Annotated in this window: 17 protein-coding genes and 1 pseudogene; 10 read left to right on the forward strand and 8 right to left on the reverse strand. The window is 38.3% G+C overall.

Annotation, left to right across the window (positions count from 1 at the left end; all coding sequences use genetic code 11):
• Nucleotides 1-83: 83 nt before the first annotated feature.
• The 6 genes and pseudogenes from AB2B47_RS06710 to AB2B47_RS06735 all read left to right on the forward strand — a co-directional run bounded on the left by AB2B47_RS06710 (nt 84) and on the right by AB2B47_RS06735 (nt 5,858).
• Nucleotides 84-777, forward strand: a pseudogene (locus AB2B47_RS06710) (lysostaphin resistance A-like protein).
• A gap of 130 nt (nt 778-907) precedes the next feature.
• Nucleotides 908-1,894 (forward strand): oxygen-dependent tRNA uridine(34) hydroxylase TrhO, encoded by a 987-nt coding sequence (gene trhO, locus AB2B47_RS06715; RefSeq protein ID WP_320693921.1) that lies wholly within the window; start codon nt 908-910, stop codon nt 1,892-1,894.
• Nucleotides 1,895-2,017: 123 nt separating this feature from the next.
• Nucleotides 2,018-2,878: a DUF4299 family protein gene (locus AB2B47_RS06720; protein WP_320693922.1), complete on the forward strand. Its 861-nt coding sequence runs from the start codon at nt 2,018-2,020 to the stop codon at nt 2,876-2,878.
• 132 nt (nt 2,879-3,010) lie between these two features.
• Nucleotides 3,011-3,394, forward strand: a complete 384-nt coding sequence (locus tag AB2B47_RS06725; protein ID WP_320693923.1) for a TM2 domain-containing protein — start codon at nt 3,011-3,013, stop codon at nt 3,392-3,394.
• Between the two features lie 92 nt (nt 3,395-3,486).
• Entirely contained in the window at nt 3,487-4,674 is a 1,188-nt protein-coding gene (locus AB2B47_RS06730) for an alpha/beta hydrolase family protein (RefSeq protein WP_320693924.1), read from the forward strand.
• Nucleotides 4,671-5,858: an Mbeg1-like protein gene (locus AB2B47_RS06735; RefSeq protein WP_320693925.1), complete on the forward strand. Its 1,188-nt coding sequence runs from the start codon at nt 4,671-4,673 to the stop codon at nt 5,856-5,858. The genes AB2B47_RS06730 and AB2B47_RS06735 overlap by 4 nt, the downstream gene beginning before the upstream one ends.
• An 84-nt stretch (nt 5,859-5,942) precedes the next feature.
• On the opposite strand, the gene AB2B47_RS06740 is transcribed toward AB2B47_RS06735, so the two are convergent.
• The 6 genes from AB2B47_RS06740 to AB2B47_RS06765 all read right to left on the reverse strand — a co-directional run bounded on the left by AB2B47_RS06740 (nt 5,943) and on the right by AB2B47_RS06765 (nt 12,651).
• Nucleotides 5,943-6,947: a DUF6574 domain-containing protein gene (locus AB2B47_RS06740; RefSeq protein ID WP_320693926.1), complete on the reverse strand. Its 1,005-nt coding sequence runs from the start codon at nt 6,945-6,947 to the stop codon at nt 5,943-5,945.
• A 48-nt stretch (nt 6,948-6,995) separates the two neighbouring features.
• A complete protein-coding gene (locus tag AB2B47_RS06745) occupies nt 6,996-7,943 on the reverse strand; it encodes a DUF4097 family beta strand repeat-containing protein (RefSeq protein ID WP_320693927.1) in 948 nt (315 codons plus the stop codon).
• The gene (locus tag AB2B47_RS06750) at nt 7,936-8,529 is read right to left on the reverse strand and encodes a DUF1700 domain-containing protein (protein ID WP_320693928.1); all 594 of its coding nucleotides are present in this window, start codon (nt 8,527-8,529) and stop codon (nt 7,936-7,938) included. Before AB2B47_RS06750 ends, AB2B47_RS06745 begins: the two co-directional genes overlap by 8 nt.
• On the reverse strand, nt 8,516-8,842 hold the full coding sequence (locus AB2B47_RS06755; protein WP_006153330.1) for a PadR family transcriptional regulator: 327 nt from the start codon (nt 8,840-8,842) through the stop codon (nt 8,516-8,518). Before AB2B47_RS06755 ends, AB2B47_RS06750 begins: the two co-directional genes overlap by 14 nt.
• Nucleotides 8,843-9,050: 208 nt before the next feature.
• Nucleotides 9,051-11,108, reverse strand: a complete 2,058-nt coding sequence (locus AB2B47_RS06760) for a retron Ec67 family RNA-directed DNA polymerase/endonuclease (RefSeq protein ID WP_314945775.1) — start codon at nt 11,106-11,108, stop codon at nt 9,051-9,053.
• A gap of 376 nt (nt 11,109-11,484) precedes the next feature.
• On the reverse strand, nt 11,485-12,651 hold the full coding sequence (locus AB2B47_RS06765) for a CynX/NimT family MFS transporter (protein ID WP_320693929.1): 1,167 nt from the start codon (nt 12,649-12,651) through the stop codon (nt 11,485-11,487).
• Between the two features lie 218 nt (nt 12,652-12,869).
• Here AB2B47_RS06765 and AB2B47_RS06770 point away from each other — a divergent pair, with 218 nt between their 5' ends.
• The 4 genes from AB2B47_RS06770 to AB2B47_RS06785 all read left to right on the forward strand — a co-directional run bounded on the left by AB2B47_RS06770 (nt 12,870) and on the right by AB2B47_RS06785 (nt 16,761).
• Nucleotides 12,870-13,700, forward strand: coding sequence for a glycosyltransferase (locus AB2B47_RS06770; protein WP_320693930.1), 831 nt, complete (start codon nt 12,870-12,872; stop codon nt 13,698-13,700).
• Between the two features lie 78 nt (nt 13,701-13,778).
• Entirely contained in the window at nt 13,779-15,629 is a 1,851-nt protein-coding gene (locus AB2B47_RS06775) for a polysaccharide biosynthesis protein (RefSeq protein WP_320693931.1), read from the forward strand.
• Between the two features lie 156 nt (nt 15,630-15,785).
• On the forward strand, nt 15,786-16,139 hold the full coding sequence (locus AB2B47_RS06780) for a DUF805 domain-containing protein (RefSeq protein ID WP_320693932.1): 354 nt from the start codon (nt 15,786-15,788) through the stop codon (nt 16,137-16,139).
• Nucleotides 16,140-16,317: 178 nt separating this feature from the next.
• Nucleotides 16,318-16,761, forward strand: a complete 444-nt coding sequence (locus tag AB2B47_RS06785) for a DUF805 domain-containing protein (protein WP_320693933.1) — start codon at nt 16,318-16,320, stop codon at nt 16,759-16,761.
• 87 nt (nt 16,762-16,848) lie between these two features.
• Here AB2B47_RS06785 and AB2B47_RS06790 read toward each other — a convergent pair whose 3' ends face one another.
• Together AB2B47_RS06790 and sdaAA are read right to left on the reverse strand one after the other, a co-directional pair.
• Nucleotides 16,849-17,490 (reverse strand): HAD hydrolase-like protein, encoded by a 642-nt coding sequence (locus AB2B47_RS06790; RefSeq protein WP_320693934.1) that lies wholly within the window; start codon nt 17,488-17,490, stop codon nt 16,849-16,851.
• 23 nt (nt 17,491-17,513) lie between these two features.
• On the reverse strand, nt 17,514-18,386 hold the full coding sequence (sdaAA, locus tag AB2B47_RS06795) for an L-serine ammonia-lyase, iron-sulfur-dependent, subunit alpha (protein WP_320693935.1): 873 nt from the start codon (nt 18,384-18,386) through the stop codon (nt 17,514-17,516).
• Nucleotides 18,387-18,393 lie beyond the last annotated feature (7 nt).

Here is an 18,393-nt window from a genome sequence, read left to right on the forward strand (position 1 = left end):
GATTCTTTTTTGAATATTTGCATATAATTATCTGCATTTCAAAACCAGGCATTTGCCTTACAAGTAGCGTTGGTAATAGGTATATGAAAAAATACTATCTTATTTTCAAAATTAGTGCAATCTTATCCCACTTACTTATTTTTTGTATATGGACTTTCTCAGCTAACACTTATAATCCAAAACTACTGGCAATTTTCTTCTCAAATTGGCAATTTTTTCTGGATTTGAAATCTTATCAGTCTAGTCTTCATCGGACTGATGGTATGGATATTAGTCAAGACAGGTCATGGATATCTTTTTGTTATTCCAAAGAAAAAATGGCTTTGGTATACAGTTTTGACGATTCTCGTAGCTGTGCTTCATATAACGTTTAATTTCCAAACGGCTAGACATGTTCAGTCTACCTATGAAGGTTGGGCTGTGTTGATCGGTTATAGTGAGACAAATTTTGCCGAGTTGGGACTCTACCTATCCTTATTTTTTCTAGGGCCTCTGATGGAAGAGTTGATTTATAGAGGATTGCTCCAACATGCCTTTTTTAAAGATTCGAAATTTGGGCTTGACCTGATTCTTCCTTCGGTTTTATTTGCTCTTCCTCACTTTACAAGTTTTCCCAGTGTACTAGATATTCTTGTTTTTGCGACATTTGGAATCTTTTATGCGGGTCTAACTCGCTATACCAAGAGTATCTATCCTGGTTATATCGTTCATGTTATCAATAATATTGTTGCAACCTTACCATTTTTGGTAACTTTTCTTCATCGAATATTCAGCTAAACAAGACCTGTTTCAGATCTTGTTTTCATTTTTCGGTCAAATAAATTGCATTCGCTTTCTTGAGGGAGTATACTGGTATAGTTGAATGAAAAATTCTGATAATTTAATCTTAGAAAAGAGAATCAATCTTATGTCAAAAGATATTCGAGTTTTACTTTACTATAAATATGTTCCAATCGAAAACGCGGAACAATTTGCTGCAGACCACTTGGCTTTCTGTAAGTCTATTGGCCTCAAGGGCCGTATCCTAGTGGCTGACGAAGGAATCAATGGAACTGTTTCTGGTGACTACGAAACAACGCAAAAATACATGGACTACGTTCACAGCCTTCCAGGTATGGAAGACCTCTGGTTCAAGATTGACGAAGAAAGTGAGCAAGCTTTCAAGAAGATGTTTGTTCGCTATAAAAAGGAAATCGTCCACCTTGGTTTAGAGGATGATAACTTTGACAACGACATCGACCCACTTGAAACAACAGGTGCTTACTTGTCTCCAAAAGAATTCAAAGAAGCTCTCCTAGATGAAGATACAGTTGTTCTTGATACGCGTAATGACTACGAGTACGACCTGGGACACTTCCGCGGAGCTATCCGTCCGGATATCCGTAACTTCCGTGAATTGCCACAATGGGTCCGTGATAACAAGGAAAAATTCATGGACAAACGTGTCGTGGTATACTGTACTGGTGGAGTCCGCTGCGAGAAATTCTCTGGCTGGATGGTTCGTGAAGGCTACAAAGATGTCGGTCAATTGCATGGAGGAATTGCGACTTATGGTAAAGATCCAGAAGTTCAAGGGGAACTTTGGGATGGGAAAATGTACGTTTTTGACGAGCGTATTGCAGTTGATGTCAACCATGTCAATCCAACCATTGTAGGGAAAGATTGGTTTGATGGAACACCATGTGAACGCTATGTCAACTGTGGAAATCCATTCTGTAACCGCCGTATCTTGGCATCAGAAGATAACGAAGACAAATATCTTCGTGGTTGCTCACACGAGTGTCGTGTTCACCCACGTAATCGCTATGTTTTAGAACATGAATTGACACAAGATCAAGTCATCGAGCGTCTAGCAGCAATTGGTGAGAGTTTAGACCATTCTGAAGTTGTATAATAAACATTAACAGTCCTAAAGGGCTGTTTTTCTATGCTTTTGACTAAAAAATCTTAAATTTGTTTCTGCATCTTTCAGGAAAATGGTGTATACTATATGTAAACGATTTCAAAGGAGACCATTATGGTGAAGACATTTTTTATTCCAAATAAACAAAGTATTTTAGGACAACAGGAGATTCTTACAGCTAAATCAATTTTAGGCTTAGTAGAAGGCCTAGAGTCCCATAGTTATGATGCTGTTTACCTCCGTCAACCTCTCAATCGTCTTGAGTATATCGAATGTGCTGTTGTGGGAAAATCTCAGTTTCTCTTTAAAGTTCGCTACCTTGACTCTCAAAACGGCTATCAAGTAATCATTCCTGACTTGATTATAAGAACTGACTGGGAGATTGTAGAAGGACTCTTGCGAGCTTTGTCTAGCAAGGTTGGTGAAGCAGTTGAAGGCTTGGCAGACTTTGATTTAGAAAACTATTTCCAAGAAACTGTTGAGAACTATCTAGCTGATAAAGCTGCTCGCCTATATTTCTGCCAAGGAATTCTTTCACCTGTTTACTTTGACAAGACAGATTTGGAAAGTTTCCTAGAAGAAGATGGCTTGGCACGTTTTGAAGATCTAGTTAAGAGGGTTCAAGGGTCAGAAGCTTTTCCTTCCACCGCTAAATTCTATCCAGATGGTGAAGGTAAGGTTCATGGGGTCTACCACCTAGCTCAGGGAGTAAAAACCATTTTGCCAAAAGAACCGGTGATTCCTGCTCCTTACGTTGAGCAATTGGTAGGCAAGGAACTTGTTTGGGAGATTGATTTGGTAAGAATCTCTGGAGATGGCTCAAAACCAGAAGACTATGAAGCAGTAGCTAGACTGGATTACCAAGCCTTTTTAGAAGCTCTTCCTAAGGAACTTTGTCAGGACTTGGATGCCAACCAAGTAGTGGTAGGACCTGTTTCAGGTGAGGCGTTTGACACATTGGTAAATATCAAGTAAAGGAATCCACAAGGGGATGTATTAACCAGTTTTATTTTGGGCAAATTGGCTTAGAGGTTGGAAATACAGAGGAAATTTGACAAAGCATAAAAAAACGTCTAAAATATAGGAAAACATAAAGAGGAGATTATTATGTCAAACTTTACAGATTCATTCTTGTCAGCAAATACTGCCAACTTCCCATCTGAGCAACTTCCATCACTTCGTGAACGCTTGGCACAACTAGACGATTCACAAGCCAACCAAGTTATTGCTGCTGCAGACGTTAAAAATCCTACAACAGCTTTGATTCTTTCTATCTTTTTAGGAACTCTTGGTGTTGACCGTTTTTACATTGGTCACGTTGGATTGGGAGTTGCAAAACTTTTATTGGCATGGTTGACTTTTGGTATCTGGACAATTGTTGATTGGTTCCTTATCATCAATGCTACTAAGAAAGCAAACTTGGTAGCTATTAATAACGCCCTTGCTACAATGACAGTACCTACAGCTAGTTCAGAAGCAAGCGAAGGATAAGTAGATTCATCTTTAAAGATAAGTAGTGTTATCAAACACAGGAGAAAATCCTAATCACTACTTATCTTTTTTTTTGACAATAAATAAGGTAAATGATTAAAGAAACGAGATTATTAGTATACTTAACAAGTATTGTATTTAATGCAGAAATTATGCAATACGGTAGTGTAGTTTTTGATGATAAGGTTGTAAAAAAGTTGTCCTCGATTGATGAGAATGCTTCGTGGGTAAACGGCCTACAAGCTGTTGCTTATGAAATGGAGGGCGAGGATACCATCTACATCGTTGTCAGAGGTGCTGATGTAGGGATTGGGAAAAAACTCTTTCGTAAGACAGGAGCCGATGCCCGTTTTATCCCAAAGGTGAATGATGAAGATAGCTTCAAAACGATTTTTCAAGACTGGATTTATAGTTCGACTCTAGGTAGTTTAGGATTGGTTCATTTGTATCAATACGATAGTCTTCGAGCATTCTACCAGACCTTGAGAAAGAAATTCCCTCAAAAACGCTTTGTTGTTTCTGGTGTTTCTTTAGGAGGCTTATTGGCTCAGCGCTTATATATTTTTGAAGATGGGATAGAGAGATGTATCACATTTTCTGCAACTTCACCATGGTGGACCTTTAATCGACGAAGTCAAGAAATATTGAAAGAGTCTCATTTTTTAAAGAATGATGCTAACTTAATAAATTTCTATTCGACACATGACCCCTTTCGCTTTTTACCTTTGTTTAAAAGACATCTGGGTCAACAAAAGAATGTGTTATTACAACCTTTCCAATCTCGTTCAAACTTTTTTGCGACCTTGATTGAGAGAATTTACTGGGCCCATATCCCCAATTATTACACCTACACAGATACAGGAAAAGTAAGGCAGAAGGAAGATCATTCAAGAATACAGAGATGGAACAACTGGTTAAACAGTAGAGCCAATCACTCAACATTAGTAAACATCATTGTCTTTGTGATGAGTGTCTTATTAACTCTTGTCTTGTCTCTAGTTGTTCCAATTTTATCTTCTTATGACGTCCTTTCTCCAATTTATACGCTGGAAGCATCCTTTGGAATTTTCTTTTCACTTGCTAGTGGGTTTTTATTTTACTGCTTTTTTATTCCAACTTTAGTGGTAAAAACGAATTGGAAGTATCTGATGTTTCTGATGAATTTGGCAATGTTATGGTTTGCTCCGTTTTGGGTGTTATTATTAGCTTTAAGTATTATTTTTGAATCCAATTCTAATAAGGAAGAAAACATAAATAAAAGGATAGGGAGAGTAGTATGAGTAACATACTTGATTATGCTCAGGGACTAAAATCCTACTCATTTGACAAAGTATTTTTTAAAGATATAGATGTTCTGGCGCTGACAGAGGTGGCTTATTTACCTTTTGAGCAGATAATTACTGATAGCGAAATAACACTAGAAAAATTAGCGCAGTATTATACGACACTTAATGGTGAAAAAGGGGAAATTTTATCGGTTATCACTACGCCTAGAATTGATTTGCTTAGAATTTTAGGACGTAGTTCTCGGTATGGCACTATTGAAGCTTTTGATTTTATTAATAAAATCGATTCAAATATTGAGCGTCAATTTTCAGCTATCACCTATCGTCTTAAAGACGAAAAATATTTGGTCGTTTTTCGAGGGACAGATGAAAATCTGATCGGTTGGAAAGAAGACTTCCACATGACCTTTATGCATGAGGTTCCAGCTCAACAGTCAGCCTATCAATACTTAGAAAAACGGATGACAGAGTATCCAGGAGAGTATATCGTATCTGGCCACTCTAAAGGTGGAAATCTTGCAATTTACGCCTGTTCAAAATTAGATGAGGAAAAACAAAATTCTGTTACAGGAATTTATGCCTTTGATGCTCCAGGTCTTCATGAGTCTCTGTTGGAGTCTGAAGGATTTCTCCGAATAAAAGATAGAATCGCATCCTACATTCCCCAAGATTCGATGGTGAGTGTTTTATTGGAGCCACCAGTGAATGCCAAAGTAGTCAAGAGTAATGCTATTTTGTTACTTCAACACGATACTTTCTCTTGGGAGGTAGGGCAGATAGACTTTGTCCAGGTTGAAAATCAGTCTCAGCTTAGTATTCATGCCGATAAGGTCATTTCGAGTTGGTTAGACAATATGACTAACGATGAAAAACAAGAGTTTTCAGATGTCATCTTTGATGTCTTTTTGGAGTCAGGTATCAACAAGTTTGCAGACATAACTGTTGATACTCCGAAGAAGATTATCAACATTGTTAATAACATGACTCGTTTAACATCCGAGCAAAAGAAGATGACCATACAGGTTTTATTCAAACTATTCAATGCTCAATTTGATGTTTTCAAGAGTTATCTTCCAAAACCGATTCAGAAGGTCGAAGGTAAAATGGAACATTTTGCCAAAACTGCATTTTCAAATATCACAGGAGTTTTCAAAAAATCCAAACGAAAAGGCAAATAGTTTTTAGGTGAAGTCTAGGAGGAATGTTTTTGAATTAGTACAACATAAAGGAATCCCAGCTATTTAAGAATAGCTGGGATTTTTTTATAGGAAAGCAAGGATTCGAAGATAGTCAAAAACAAGAGCCATTTCTGCTAGGAAAAAGAGAAATAGAACACCACCGTTGACTAGGAAAGCTAAGAGAAGGCGATAGAAGGGATCAGTTTGACTATCCTTGCTAGGTCTTGAGATGATGTAGAGATTGGCCAAGAGAGTCAGACCAATGCTAATCAAGCAAAGCAATACTGCAAATCGTAGACCATTAAAAAAAGCGAAGAAACTAGCAATACCTGTAAAGAGAACTGGGATAGCCAAGAGTCTGCTATGTGCTTGAAAGGCTCTTTCTAATGTCCAATCACTGTCTTGATCGACAAAACGTTTGACTACAAATCCACCCATGAGGATTGAAAAGTAGAAGAGACTTGTCGCTACTAGGATGGAGAAGACCGAGAAGAGATTGAGAGATGGGAATTGTTCCATGAAGTGAGCATCGATGCTTGCCATACGACCATAGTAGCCTTGTTTGGCGTGATAAACTATAAAGAGAAAACTTGTAGCAGAAAAGATAGCTAGTAGCGCAAAGGCGTTATAACTATGTTTTTTATCTGAATCAATGCTTGCTGTTGGCTCTTTGAGAGCACCTTGTAACCAGACCCAAAAATCAGCCAATTCTTCTTTGAAGATTGCAGTTTTTGTAGGGACAGAATCTGGGACAAATGGACTTTCCAAAGATTTGCTTGTCTGAGGTGCTTCCTTAACTGGTTTTTCTGCTTGAACTGTCTTTGTTGCCAGTTCTTCTTGTTCTTCAGTCTCTACAGGTTCTTCTGACTTGTCTGTCTTTGCAACGATTTCTTCGTGTTCGTCACTCTCTACTTTCTCTAGGTCAGCTTCTTGTTCTTCAGGATTGGCTTGAAGGCTTTCTTCAACCACTGGCAACTCTTCTTTTTCTTTTAACTCTTCTTGGGGAATGACTGGGTCAGATGGCTTATCTTTTTTCTCATTGTTGGCTGTTTTCTCGAAATCAGCACTTTCGAACCATTCTTGAGTCATGATGGGACCTCCTTTTTTATTTCTTGTTTGAGTAGTAATGATTAACGATTATTCATGATCTCTCGAATTGGGTGAGCGATCTGGTTCGTCTGGAATGTTGATGTCTTGACCAGCTTTTGCGACAAGTAAATCTTGTGTATCTTTTTTCTCTGATTTGTAAGGATTAGAGAACTCTTCATCTTCCTTGTTTTCCTCGTTTGGATTATATCCCTCCCGACTACGATGATAGATGGAACCATGGTCAGAAGAAAGTTCTACATTGATTCGATCAAGTTCCTTTTGAGATAACTCGAGTGAGATAGTTGTTTTTGCCTCGAATTCCACTCGACCATGCACTTGGATATCGTCTGCAGTGATATGTGCATGGTCTGCTTGGATACGACTATCTGTTAGACTTGTTCCAAATACATTGACAATTCCAGTTGTGGTCAGTTGGCTATTTTTAATCTCGCTATCAGTGATACGAAGAAGATAGCCATTTGACAGAATCTTGGCATTGCTGAGTTTTGCATTGGCAATTGAAAGGACACCATGGTTTACCTGGGCAGTTAGATTTTTTAAGTCTTTTCCTCTTGGTAATGAGAGAACAACTTCATCATTGCGGCTAGAAATTTCGCTTGCGATAAAGAGGATACCTTCGATACTAGAACCTATAGAGCGACGCGTAGTTTGTTTAGTGTCAGTTATTTCAAGATTTTTTTCTTTGATAGAATGTTGAAGATTTTCTTTTTCAGAGAAGGTTGGATGATACTGGATGTGAATCTTGTCATCGTTTGACTCCGTAATGACGAGCGAATGTTCTGTTAGTGAAATGTTTAGATTTTCAATATCTTGGTCAAAAACGAGCTCTTCCATTCGACTTTCAAAGACTGGTTTTTGTGACATTGCAAGGAGGCTTCTGACACCATCTGTTTGGATGCCGATGATCATCATTGAAAAACCGACGATACTGGTAACAACACCAAAGATAAGAAATCCTTTTGTCCATTTACGCATGTCTTTCACCTCTCTTTCCTCTATTAAGAATCCATTGGATGAGTCGAAGAACTAGTAATCCAAAGAAACGGGTTACATAGGACGTTGCCAGCAGAACTAAAGATGAAGCTCCAATAGCTAGCAAACCTCCACCAAAAATTAGCATAAAAGCAGATGTCGATTCAGCCAGAACGTAGAAGCTTTCAAATAGGAGAACGCCTCCTAGGATTAGTCCAGCTGCTGATATGGCAAAGAAGGCTAAAAGTACACTAACCGCAGCGATAAAAATCCCGATGATAGCCATGAGAAGACCAATCCCGACTGGAATCCCAATAGGTGCAGCCAGAAGTGCGAGGATTGCGATTTGTAAAACCTGACGGTTGTTCTTATTGGAATTTTCTTCGTTGATTTTCTTATCAAGAAGTGTAGTCAGGATGTCATGCGCAGCCTCTTTTGGACTACCGAGGCTAGCTATGAGTTCTTCCTCACCTTCTGGACCGGCATCATCAAAGAGTTCTTTGAAGTAGTCCATGGCTTCGATACGATCAGATTGAGGAAGCTTCATCAGATAGGCTTCAAGCTGATTCAAATATTCAGTTCTTGTCATGGCGAACGCTCCCTTCTATGATGCCGTTGATAGTGTCAGTGTAGAGTGTCCACTCTTCTCTGAGTACAAATAGTTGCTCCTCCCCAATCTCTGTTAAGGAGTAGTATTTCCGCATCCGACCTTGGTATTCGCGAGAGTATGTAGTCAGATAGCGGTTGGTATCCAGTTTTTTCAAGATGGGGTAGAGGGTAGATTCCTTGATTTTGGCAATGAGTTTAATGGTTTGACTAATTTCATAACCATAGGAATCCCCTTGTTCTAGAATGGCCAAGATGAGAAATTCAATCAAAGCCGCTGATGTCGGAAAATACATGGGGCACCTCCTTTTTAGTATATAAAAATTTTATATATAATTATTCTACACATACATCATACAACTAAATGTAAGCCCTGTCAAGTAATATGTATAAAATTTTTACATATAAAAAATCTTCTAGTGAAAACTAGAAGATTGGAGGATGCCTTGTATAAATTTGATTTTTGATAGAAGTCAATATTTTAAAAATAAGCAAGAATCATGATTAATAATTTAGGATATTATCTCTTATGCCGTCTAGTAATGGAATAAACTCAGTAAAATCGAATTTCTTATAATTCTTTAGAACATACTTTGAAAAAATATCTTTTCCATAATGATTAGCACCACCACCTTTGGAGAATGTCTTCCCTTTTAAAATAGGTGATGGATTACGAGATAATAGTAGATCTTCAATATCAGAGGAATTTCCATTATTTCTAGTAGATAATAATGGCGTTGCCATTATATACAAATTATTTTTCTTAGTAATCCTATTAAATGATGTACCTCTAACTTGACCAAGATTATTGCTACTAACGTTTAAATCTGTAGCATAATTAAAAAATTTAAAAAGAGGATTACCTGATGGCTCATTGTCAAATAAAAAAATCGTTGGATTCTTAGGACTTTTTTTTGTTAGCTTTTCAAAATAATCGATATAATTCAAATATAGTACCTTTTCATTATCACTCATTTGTACCCCCTCTTTGTCAGAAAAATAATTATACCAATATTTAAATCCTTCTCCCCCTTCAGGAACATTAAAAAGATACTCTATCGTATTAGTATGATTTAGAAATTCAATTTTAAATACAAAATTATTTCCTACTTTTTGAATAAGTTCTGGATATTTTTTATAAAGTTTTTTTAAAGCTGCTTTAATATATCGTGGATCGGTCTTCCCCTCCGTTACAATTATAGGTTTGTCATTTTCGAAAAAATATTTATAAAATAGAAATTTCTTGTACTCTTTTTCTCTAGAGTTAAATAGAGACATGTACATTTTCTTTTCTTCCTTACCTATACTGTAAAATTCTTTAGGTAAATTATAAGTATTATGTTTTTTATTATAGAATAATTCTTTTCGTAAATCTTTGTTATAAAAGATATACTTCCAATAATATTTCGATTCAGATTTTTTTGATGAGTTTCTGCCTAATAAATATTTTTGTGAATCCAGATTATTTTGTATCAGGGACTTTTTATAAAGTAAGTAGTTGTTGTATTGATCTATTTGGAAAATAAAAGCAAAGCGTCCTGTTAGTTGATTGATCGTTCCTGGTTTCTTATCTATTTCAAAAGCTTCATCTTTGTATAATTGAAAGGCCATTGCGCGAGTATTTTTTATGTACTCTCTTTTTACATTTATCTTTTTGTTGACAACCAGTCCAGTAACTTCTTGACGTTGCATGTTATTACTCAATCGTGTTTTGTTAGGATTAATTTCAAAACCAGATGAGATGATTACCTCCTCTAATTCAGTTAAAAAGTTATCTAATTCTTTGCTTGCTCTCAGTTTATTAGAGTTTAGTTCACGATTTGTCGAAAAAGTCATATCATCGGCATATCTAGAATATGTAAAACGATATTTTTTAGCAATTTTGACAATCCGATAATCTAAAATTCTAGTAATTAAATTTGTGATGATTGGAGATGACGGGGATCCTTGTGGAAGCTTACCTTGATAACACGCAATTTGTGCGATTACAGTAGCAATTTCTGGTGAAACAGCGAAATCTCTATCTTTTATAAAGAAGCCTCTTACTCTCCCAAAATTAAAAGAATCAAAAAAGTCCTTCAGATCAATGTTAAGGATATATTTCTTGTTTCGATGCATTTGAGAGTTGGTTATAATGCTTTTACCCTTTTCAAATGCATGAGACAGTACAGGATTTTTTTCTTTAGGTCTGAATTCCAAAACTTTCAGAAAACACTCCCATAAAACATTGGCTAAATTATTCTCTATATAATTAAAATTTAAACATTTAAGGTAGCATTCCCATAAGATAGCAGCCAATCTTTTCTGAAGAGTTTTTTTAGATTCTATGCTTTCAAGGTGACACTCCCATAAAACATCAGCTAATTTTTTCTGAAGAAATTTTAGCTCCTTTTTAGGTGCATGTATAACTCTCTCTCCACCATTTTTTTTAGGTATTGTGAAAGAGTCATACAAATTATCTGTCTTTATAATGTATAATAAATAGTTAATGTATCTGGCGTTTTTAAAACCAAGAAGCCTTGCAAAGTCATCCTTGGTTTCTAATCGATTTAATTTAGTCATTATCTTATCCTTAATAAAAAAGCGCATGAAAACTCTTATGCGAACGACAGTATAGAAATCTTCCTTTAGCAGAGATAAAACATACTGCAACTTTTTCCAGAAGAAGCCTATTTGCCTTAGTTTTGGGATTACTGGAGTGAGCTGAACACTCTGGTAACATTTTTGTTAATACTTGCGAACACACAAGTCAAAAATCTGATCATGCGCAACTTTATTTTAACATAAAATAATCTATTAATCTACTACAGATTTTTTTATAGATAAATATAGACATTTTGCAAATACTGTTTATCTGATTTCGGAAAGATTATTTTACAAAAAGCCAGACAGATGTCTGGCTTTGTATTGTTTATAGCGGTGATGGATTTTTGAAAAACTAAAGAATCTTATCCGAACTATCCACCATAAAGAGAGCGATTGTCATGATGATATCAATCATTAAAAGAGTCAGTACGGCTGGGATCCAAGAATGGAAGATGTCAAAGCTGTAACCAAAGAGAGTTGGACCGACAGCTGCCAAAATGTAGCCTCCGGTCTGGGCAAGTCCAGACAATTGGGCTGTCTTTTCAGGCGAGCTAGTTTTGATGGAGAAGCAAACCATGAGATAAGGGAAAAGAGCGCTACAGGCAGTACCAATCAAGAGATGCGCTACTAACCAGTAGAGGAAGCTGTTGCTCGGGTATAAGAGCATGGCAATTCCAAGCAATCCGGCGATAGAGATGACTGTCAGCATGATTTGACGGTGACGATTGGACAAACGAGTCGTTAAACTTGGAATAGTCATCGAGAAGGGGATACTAGTCAGAGAAAAGATCGAAGCTAAAAGACCGGCATCTGTGTGAGATAAGCCAGCACTGATTGCCATGGTAGGTAACCAGGTCATACTGGTATAGAAGAGTAAGGACTGAAGTCCACCGAATACAATAATAGCCCAAACTTCCTTATTTTTTAAGATATTCTCTTTCTTTTGTTTTTTCTCACTTCCTTTTAGAAAATGATTGTGACGATGATTGGGGAACCAGACAACTAAAGTTAGTAGACAGGCCAAGGATAAACAGAGAATCAAGCCTTTCCAAGAGCTTGATTGAGTAATGGGTACAGAGAGATAGGAAGCAAGAGCCGTTGTAATCCCCATAGAGGTCACATAGATGGTTGTCAGAAAGCCAATCTTTTGTGGGTGATTGGCCTGAATGGCGCTAGGAAGGAGCACGTTAAAGATCGCAATACTTGCTCCGATGAGTAAAGTCCCTAGATAGAGTAAAGGAAGATTAAAGATACGAATCACTGAACCGAGGGTCAATACGATAAGACTATAGGTGAAAAGGTGCTCGAGTCCAATTTTTTGAGCCAAACGAGTTGCAAAAGAGGAGAAGAGGGCAAACATCAAGAGAGGGAGACTGGTCAAAACACCAAGTGAACTAACTTCCACGCCTAAACCTTGGGCAATATCTCCCAAAACAGTTGGCAAAGCCGTGAAAGGAGCTCTTAAGACCGCTCCAATTAAGATAATTCCTAGAATAAAAAAGAGTGATCGTTTTTTCATGTGAACCTCAATAAGCTGATTTTGATAACAGCTTATTTTAATTTTTTTTCCTAAAGATGTCAAGTTGACCTGACGTGATTCGCTACGTAGTCGATAGAAATCACAGTAAAGAAGGACAATATATTTACTAGTTTTTTTCTGGGATTCAAATAAAAATAGGAAAGTCTGAAAAATTGTGATAAAATAGTGAAAGAAAATCTATACATTGGAGAACTACTGTGTCTGAAAATCGTAAATTTAGCGTCCTGATGTCAGTCTATGTTAAAGAAAATCCAGTCTTTCTAGAAGAGGCGGTAGAGAGTATCATACATCAAACGCTCAATCCTAGCGAAGTGGTAATCGTCGAAGATGGTCCGCTGACACCTGAACTGTATCAAGTTTTGGAGAAATTGGAAGCACAGTCAAGTATTCCAATCAAACGTTGCCCACTTGAGCAAAATCGGGGCTTAGGTTTAGCGCTTCAGTACGGTGTCTTACAGTGCCAATATGATGTCATTGCTCGTATGGATACAGATGATATTGCTGTTGAAGACCGTTTCGAACAACAGTTCGAATTGATGGAAAAAGAAAACTTGGACCTACTAGGTGGTCATATCGCAGAGTTTATCGACCAACCTGACGAGATTGTGTCATACCGTCGTGTACCGACTAAGCATGAGGATATCATTGCCTACCAACGTATGAGAAGTGCCTTTAATCATATGACTGTTATGTTCAAAAAAGAAATGGTGCTCAAGGCTGGTAACTACGAGGATGGCCTTTATATGGAAGATGATCTTCTCTGGCTCAATATGATTAGTGCAGGAGCTCGAACTGGAAATGTGGATCAAATTCTATGTAAGGTGCGCGTGGGAGCGGGGATGTTTGAACGCCGTGGTGGCCTTCGCTATCTCAAACTCTATCGCCAAGCACGTCAAAGAATGCACGCTCGTGGACAGATTTCTTATGGCGAATATCTGAAAAGTGTTTTAATCCAAGTTGTCGTTGCCCTATGTCCAGGATTTGTGCGACAGTTTATATTTTTGAAACTTCTAAGAAAAAGCAAGTAATGTCTAGCTGATAGGATTTTAAAACTATATCTTATCACTGCTAGTAAATGTGATTCTGTGTAGGAGGATACCATTCACATGAATAAAAAAATTACAGATTACGTAATTGATCTGGTTGAAGTATTAAATAAACAACAGAAACAAATATTTTGGGGATTTTTTGATATTGCCAGTATGGTCTTATCAATTATTGTTTCCTATATTCTATTTTATGGCTTGATTAATCCAGCCCCGGTAGACTATGTCATTTACACAGGTCTAACCTTCCTTTTCTACCAACTGATGATTGGATTCTGGGGGCTTAATGCTAGTATTAGTCGATATAGCAAAATAACAGATTTCATGAAGATTTTCTTCGGAGTGACTATCAGTAGTATCTTATCTTATGTGATCTGCTATGCTTTCTTGCCGCTCTTTTCTATCCGCTTTATCGTACTCTTTATCCTATTAACAACTTTCTTGATTCTACTTCCTCGTATCACTTGGCAGTTGATTTACTCAAGACGTAAAAAGGGAAATGGAGCTGGAGAACACCGTCGCACCTTCTTGATTGGTGCTGGTGATGGTGGCGCGCTCTTTATGAACAGCTACCAACATCCTACTAGTGACCTTGAACTAGTTGGGATTTTGGATAATGATGAAAAGAAAAAAGGACAAAAACTTGGGAAAATCCCAGTTTTGGGGTCTTATGATGATCTACCAGAATTGGCTAAACGCTACAGAGTTGAAAAAGTTATCGTTGCGATTCCGTCTCTAGATCCATCTGAATATGAACGAATCCTGCAAATGTGTAACGGTATCGGTGTAAAATGCTTCAAAATGCCGATGATTGAGTCAGTTGTGCAAGGTATCCAGCCTCAAGTAGGTGGTTTCCAGAAAATTGATATCACGGACCTGTTGGGACGTAAAGAGATTCAGCTTGATGAATCACGTCTGGGTTCTGAAATCACTGGCAAAACAATCTTGGTAACTGGAGCCGGAGGTTCAATTGGTTCAGAAATTTGCCGTCAAGTCAGTCGCTTCAATCCGGAACGTGTCGTTTTGCTCGGTCATGGAGAAAACTCTATTTATCTGATTTACCATGAATTGATTCGTAAATTCCAGGGAATTGATTTTGTTCCTGTCATTGCTGATATTCAAGATTACGATCGTTTGCTTCAAGTTTTTGAACAGTACGAACCAGCCATTGTTTACCATGCTGCAGCCCATAAACATGTTCCGATGATGGAGCGTAATCCAAAAGAAGCCTTCAAGAATAACATCCTTGGAACTTATAATGTTGCTAAGGCAGTTGACGCAGCTCGAGTTCCAAAAATGGTCATGATTTCGACAGATAAGGCCGTTAATCCACCAAACGTAATGGGAGCAACTAAACGTGTGGCTGAGTTGATTGTCACTGGATTTAATCAACGTAGCCAATCTACCTACTGTGCGGTTCGTTTCGGTAACGTACTCGGTAGCCGTGGTAGTGTAATTCCTGTCTTTGAACGTCAGATTGCTGAAGGTGGGCCTGTAACGGTGACAGACTTCCGAATGACTCGTTACTTTATGACCATTCCAGAAGCTAGTCGCTTGGTAATTCATGCGGGTGCTTATGCAAAGGATGGAGAAGTCTTTATCCTTGATATGGGCAAACCAGTACGCATTTACGATTTGGCTAAGAAAATGGTTCTACTCAGTGGTCATACTGAAAATGAAATTCCAATCGTAGAAGTAGGTATTCGCCCAGGTGAAAAACTATACGAAGAGTTGCTTGTATCAACTGAACTAGTTGATAATCAAGTAATGGACAAAATCTTTGTTGGTAAAGTAAATGTAATGCCTCTTGAGATGATCAATCAGAAGATTGAAGAGTTCCGTACCTTGCAGGGTTCTGAATTGAAGAGAGCAATCATAGCTTTTGCTAATGAAACAACACATGTTGACTGAAACAGATAAGATATTATCCGCGACTTCTGTTTATGAGAAAGAGCGGGTAGTATCTTTTTTATACGTCTAGAACAAGCTCTTTTGACTTATGCGTTGGCTTGTCAGCTATCAACACTTATGATAAAATATAGTCATCAAAGTAAATAGGAGTATTTTATGATTGACGCAATTAAAAATTTCTTTAAGGGTTATGTAGATTTCTCTGGACGTTCAACACGTCCTGATTACTGGTGGATTGGGTTGGTAAACATTATCCTTGCTATTCCTTTCTACATAGTCTACGGTAGTGCAATAGCAAATCCAGATAGCGAAGCTGCTATTATGACTTTGGGTCTTTTCATATTTATTTATTTCATTTTTGGTCTGGCACTTTTCTTGCCTCAACTTGCATTGACAGTTCGTCGTCTGCGTGATGCTGGTTTCCATTGGGCACTCATTTTCGTTGCATTTGTTCCATTTGTTGGAAGTATCGCTCTTTTGGTGCTTCTAGCTATGCCATCAAAGGACTAACGATAAGTTCAACTTTCTGAAGAATGCTACAAGAACGAAGAAGTTTCAATCTTGACTCGGGTTTCTTGAGTCTTGTTGGACAATTTACCAATACTCCCAAGTCTCTAGTTGAATTTGGGAGTGTTCTATAATTGTAGGCTTGAGTATCTGTTAGTAAAATAAAAATTGGGAGAATCATATGATTAACGCATATAAGAATTTTTTTAAGAATTATGCAGAGTTCACTGGACGCTCAACGCGTCCAGATTACTGGTGGGTTTGGCTAGGAAACTTTATCCTTTCGATTCCTTTCTGGATTATCTATTTCTACACTGTATTTCTTAGTACCGTGATGGATTCAGTGAGCGATTCAGCCAGCGAAGCTACTTTCATGTTTTTTGGTTTAGTTGCCATTATTTATGCAGTTTTCTACCTAGCAATCTTGGTGCCAACAATAGCTTTGTCAGTTCGCCGTTTGCGTGATGCTGGATTCCACTGGGCCTTTATCTTCCTTCACTTTGTTCCAATAGTCGGACGTTTTGCTCTATTAGTTCTGCTAGCGATGCCAAGTAAGGAAGTAGAAATAGTAACAATCAATAGACCTAAAGAAGTTGAAAGCGAAGAAGCTACCCCCTTTGAATAATTGGATGAGTACAGGGAATGTCATTCTCCACATTAAGATCAGACAAAAAGCTCCCAAACCTAACTTTTAGGCTGGGAGTCTTTTGTTTTAGCGTTTTAATTGTAGATGCTGTAAAATGTCTGTTGGCTGATGGGCTACCCAGTCAGGTCGGTAGTTCATTAGTTCTTCCTCTTCACCAAATCCCCAGGTCACGGCCAATGTTTTAATCCCTGTTTCCTGGGCTCCGATCATATCATATTTGGTATCTCCAATAATGACAACTCTATCTGGGGCTAGGTTATGAGTTTGCAGAGCTTGGCAAATGACATCCGCCTTGTGTAAAGCCTGAGGACTTGAACCATAGATTCCGTTAAAGAAATGGTCAATTTCAAAATTCTTTATCATATCCACAGCAATCGGGGTATTTTTAGTAGTTGTTATATAGAGGGGATATTGTTGAGCTAGTTCAGCGAGTAGGTCCTTGATATGTGGAAAGAGTTGGGCTTCGTAGACTCCTTTTTCCTTATAGTAGGAACGATAAAGCTGGATAGCTGACTCAATCTGATCTTCTGGGAGGCAACTAGCGAAACTAGTTTCCAAAGGAGGTCCCATAAAACCACGGATGGTTTTTTCATCTGGACTAGGGACTCCCAGTTGTTCAAAAGTATAGGTGAAGCCATTGTGAATACCGATAGAGCTATCCACAAGGGTTCCATCTAAGTCGAAAAAGATGGCTGATAGGGATGACATTGATTCTCCTAGTAATCTTGAAATTATTCGCCGAAGATTTCTTTTTGAAGGCGACGGCCTGTCGGTGTGGCTGCGAGACCACCTTCGGCAGTTTCACGAAAGGCAGTTGGGAGACTAGAGCCCACTTGGTACATGGCATCAATGACTTCGTCAACTGGGATTTTTGATTCAATACCAGCTAAAGCCATATCAGCTGCGATGAAGGCGAAGCTTGCTCCCATGGCATTACGCTTAACACATGGAACCTCAACCAAACCTGCAACTGGATCGCAGATAAGACCGAGCATGTTTTTGATAACGAAGGCGATAGCCTGACTCGCTTGATAAGGAGTTCCGCCTGCAGCCAAGGTTAGGGCGGCGGCACTCATAGCAGAGGCAGATCCAACTTCGGCTTGACAGCCACCTTCGGCACCTGAGATAGAAGCATTGTTCGCAATGACGAGACCAAAAGCACCCGCAGCAAATAAGAAGTCTAGTTGTTGTTCATGCGTTAAATCTAACTTTTGAATAGCAGATGTGAGAACTGCGGGAAGACAACCTGCGCTACCTGCGGTTGGCGTCGCACAGACGAGGCCCATCTTGGCATTGTGTTCATTAACGGCAATGGCGTTACGGGCGGCAGACAAGACAGTGAAGTCTGATAAGGTCTTTCCTCTTTTGATGTAGTGGTCGAGCTTAGCTGCATCACCACCAGTCAAACCGCTACGAGATTTCTTTTCGCTGAGACCAAGCTCGACGGAAGCTTTCATGACTTCAAGATTGCGTTCCATGAGGAGGAGAACTTCTTCTCGCTCGCGACCAGTTAGCTCATATTCAGTCCTAATCATAAGTTCAGCAACGTTTCCTTGGAAATCAAGTTCGGCTTGTTCGACTAATTCTTTGATAGAGTAAAACATATTTTCT

The organism is Streptococcus wuxiensis (assembly GCF_040888245.1).
Taxonomy (GTDB): Bacteria; Bacillota; Bacilli; order Lactobacillales; family Streptococcaceae; genus Streptococcus; species Streptococcus wuxiensis.

Coding starts and splice junctions, on each gene's coding strand:
- trhO (WP_320693921.1), top strand. CDS start 908: ATGTCAAAAGATATTCGAGTTTTACTTTACTATAAATATGTTCCAATC.
- AB2B47_RS06720 (WP_320693922.1), top strand. CDS start 2,018: ATGGTGAAGACATTTTTTATTCCAAATAAACAAAGTATTTTAGGACAA.
- AB2B47_RS06725 (WP_320693923.1), top strand. CDS start 3,011: ATGTCAAACTTTACAGATTCATTCTTGTCAGCAAATACTGCCAACTTC.
- AB2B47_RS06730 (WP_320693924.1), top strand. CDS start 3,487: ATGATTAAAGAAACGAGATTATTAGTATACTTAACAAGTATTGTATTT.
- AB2B47_RS06735 (WP_320693925.1), top strand. CDS start 4,671: ATGAGTAACATACTTGATTATGCTCAGGGACTAAAATCCTACTCATTT.
- AB2B47_RS06740 (WP_320693926.1), bottom strand. CDS start 6,947: ATGACTCAAGAATGGTTCGAAAGTGCTGATTTCGAGAAAACAGCCAAC.
- AB2B47_RS06745 (WP_320693927.1), bottom strand. CDS start 7,943: ATGCGTAAATGGACAAAAGGATTTCTTATCTTTGGTGTTGTTACCAGT.
- AB2B47_RS06750 (WP_320693928.1), bottom strand. CDS start 8,529: ATGACAAGAACTGAATATTTGAATCAGCTTGAAGCCTATCTGATGAAG.
- AB2B47_RS06755 (WP_006153330.1), bottom strand. CDS start 8,842: ATGTATTTTCCGACATCAGCGGCTTTGATTGAATTTCTCATCTTGGCC.
- AB2B47_RS06760 (WP_314945775.1), bottom strand. CDS start 11,108: ATGACTAAATTAAATCGATTAGAAACCAAGGATGACTTTGCAAGGCTT.
- AB2B47_RS06765 (WP_320693929.1), bottom strand. CDS start 12,651: ATGAAAAAACGATCACTCTTTTTTATTCTAGGAATTATCTTAATTGGA.
- AB2B47_RS06775 (WP_320693931.1), top strand. CDS start 13,779: ATGAATAAAAAAATTACAGATTACGTAATTGATCTGGTTGAAGTATTA.
- AB2B47_RS06780 (WP_320693932.1), top strand. CDS start 15,786: ATGATTGACGCAATTAAAAATTTCTTTAAGGGTTATGTAGATTTCTCT.
- AB2B47_RS06785 (WP_320693933.1), top strand. CDS start 16,318: ATGATTAACGCATATAAGAATTTTTTTAAGAATTATGCAGAGTTCACT.
- AB2B47_RS06790 (WP_320693934.1), bottom strand. CDS start 17,490: ATGTCATCCCTATCAGCCATCTTTTTCGACTTAGATGGAACCCTTGTG.
- sdaAA (WP_320693935.1), bottom strand. CDS start 18,386: ATGTTTTACTCTATCAAAGAATTAGTCGAACAAGCCGAACTTGATTTC.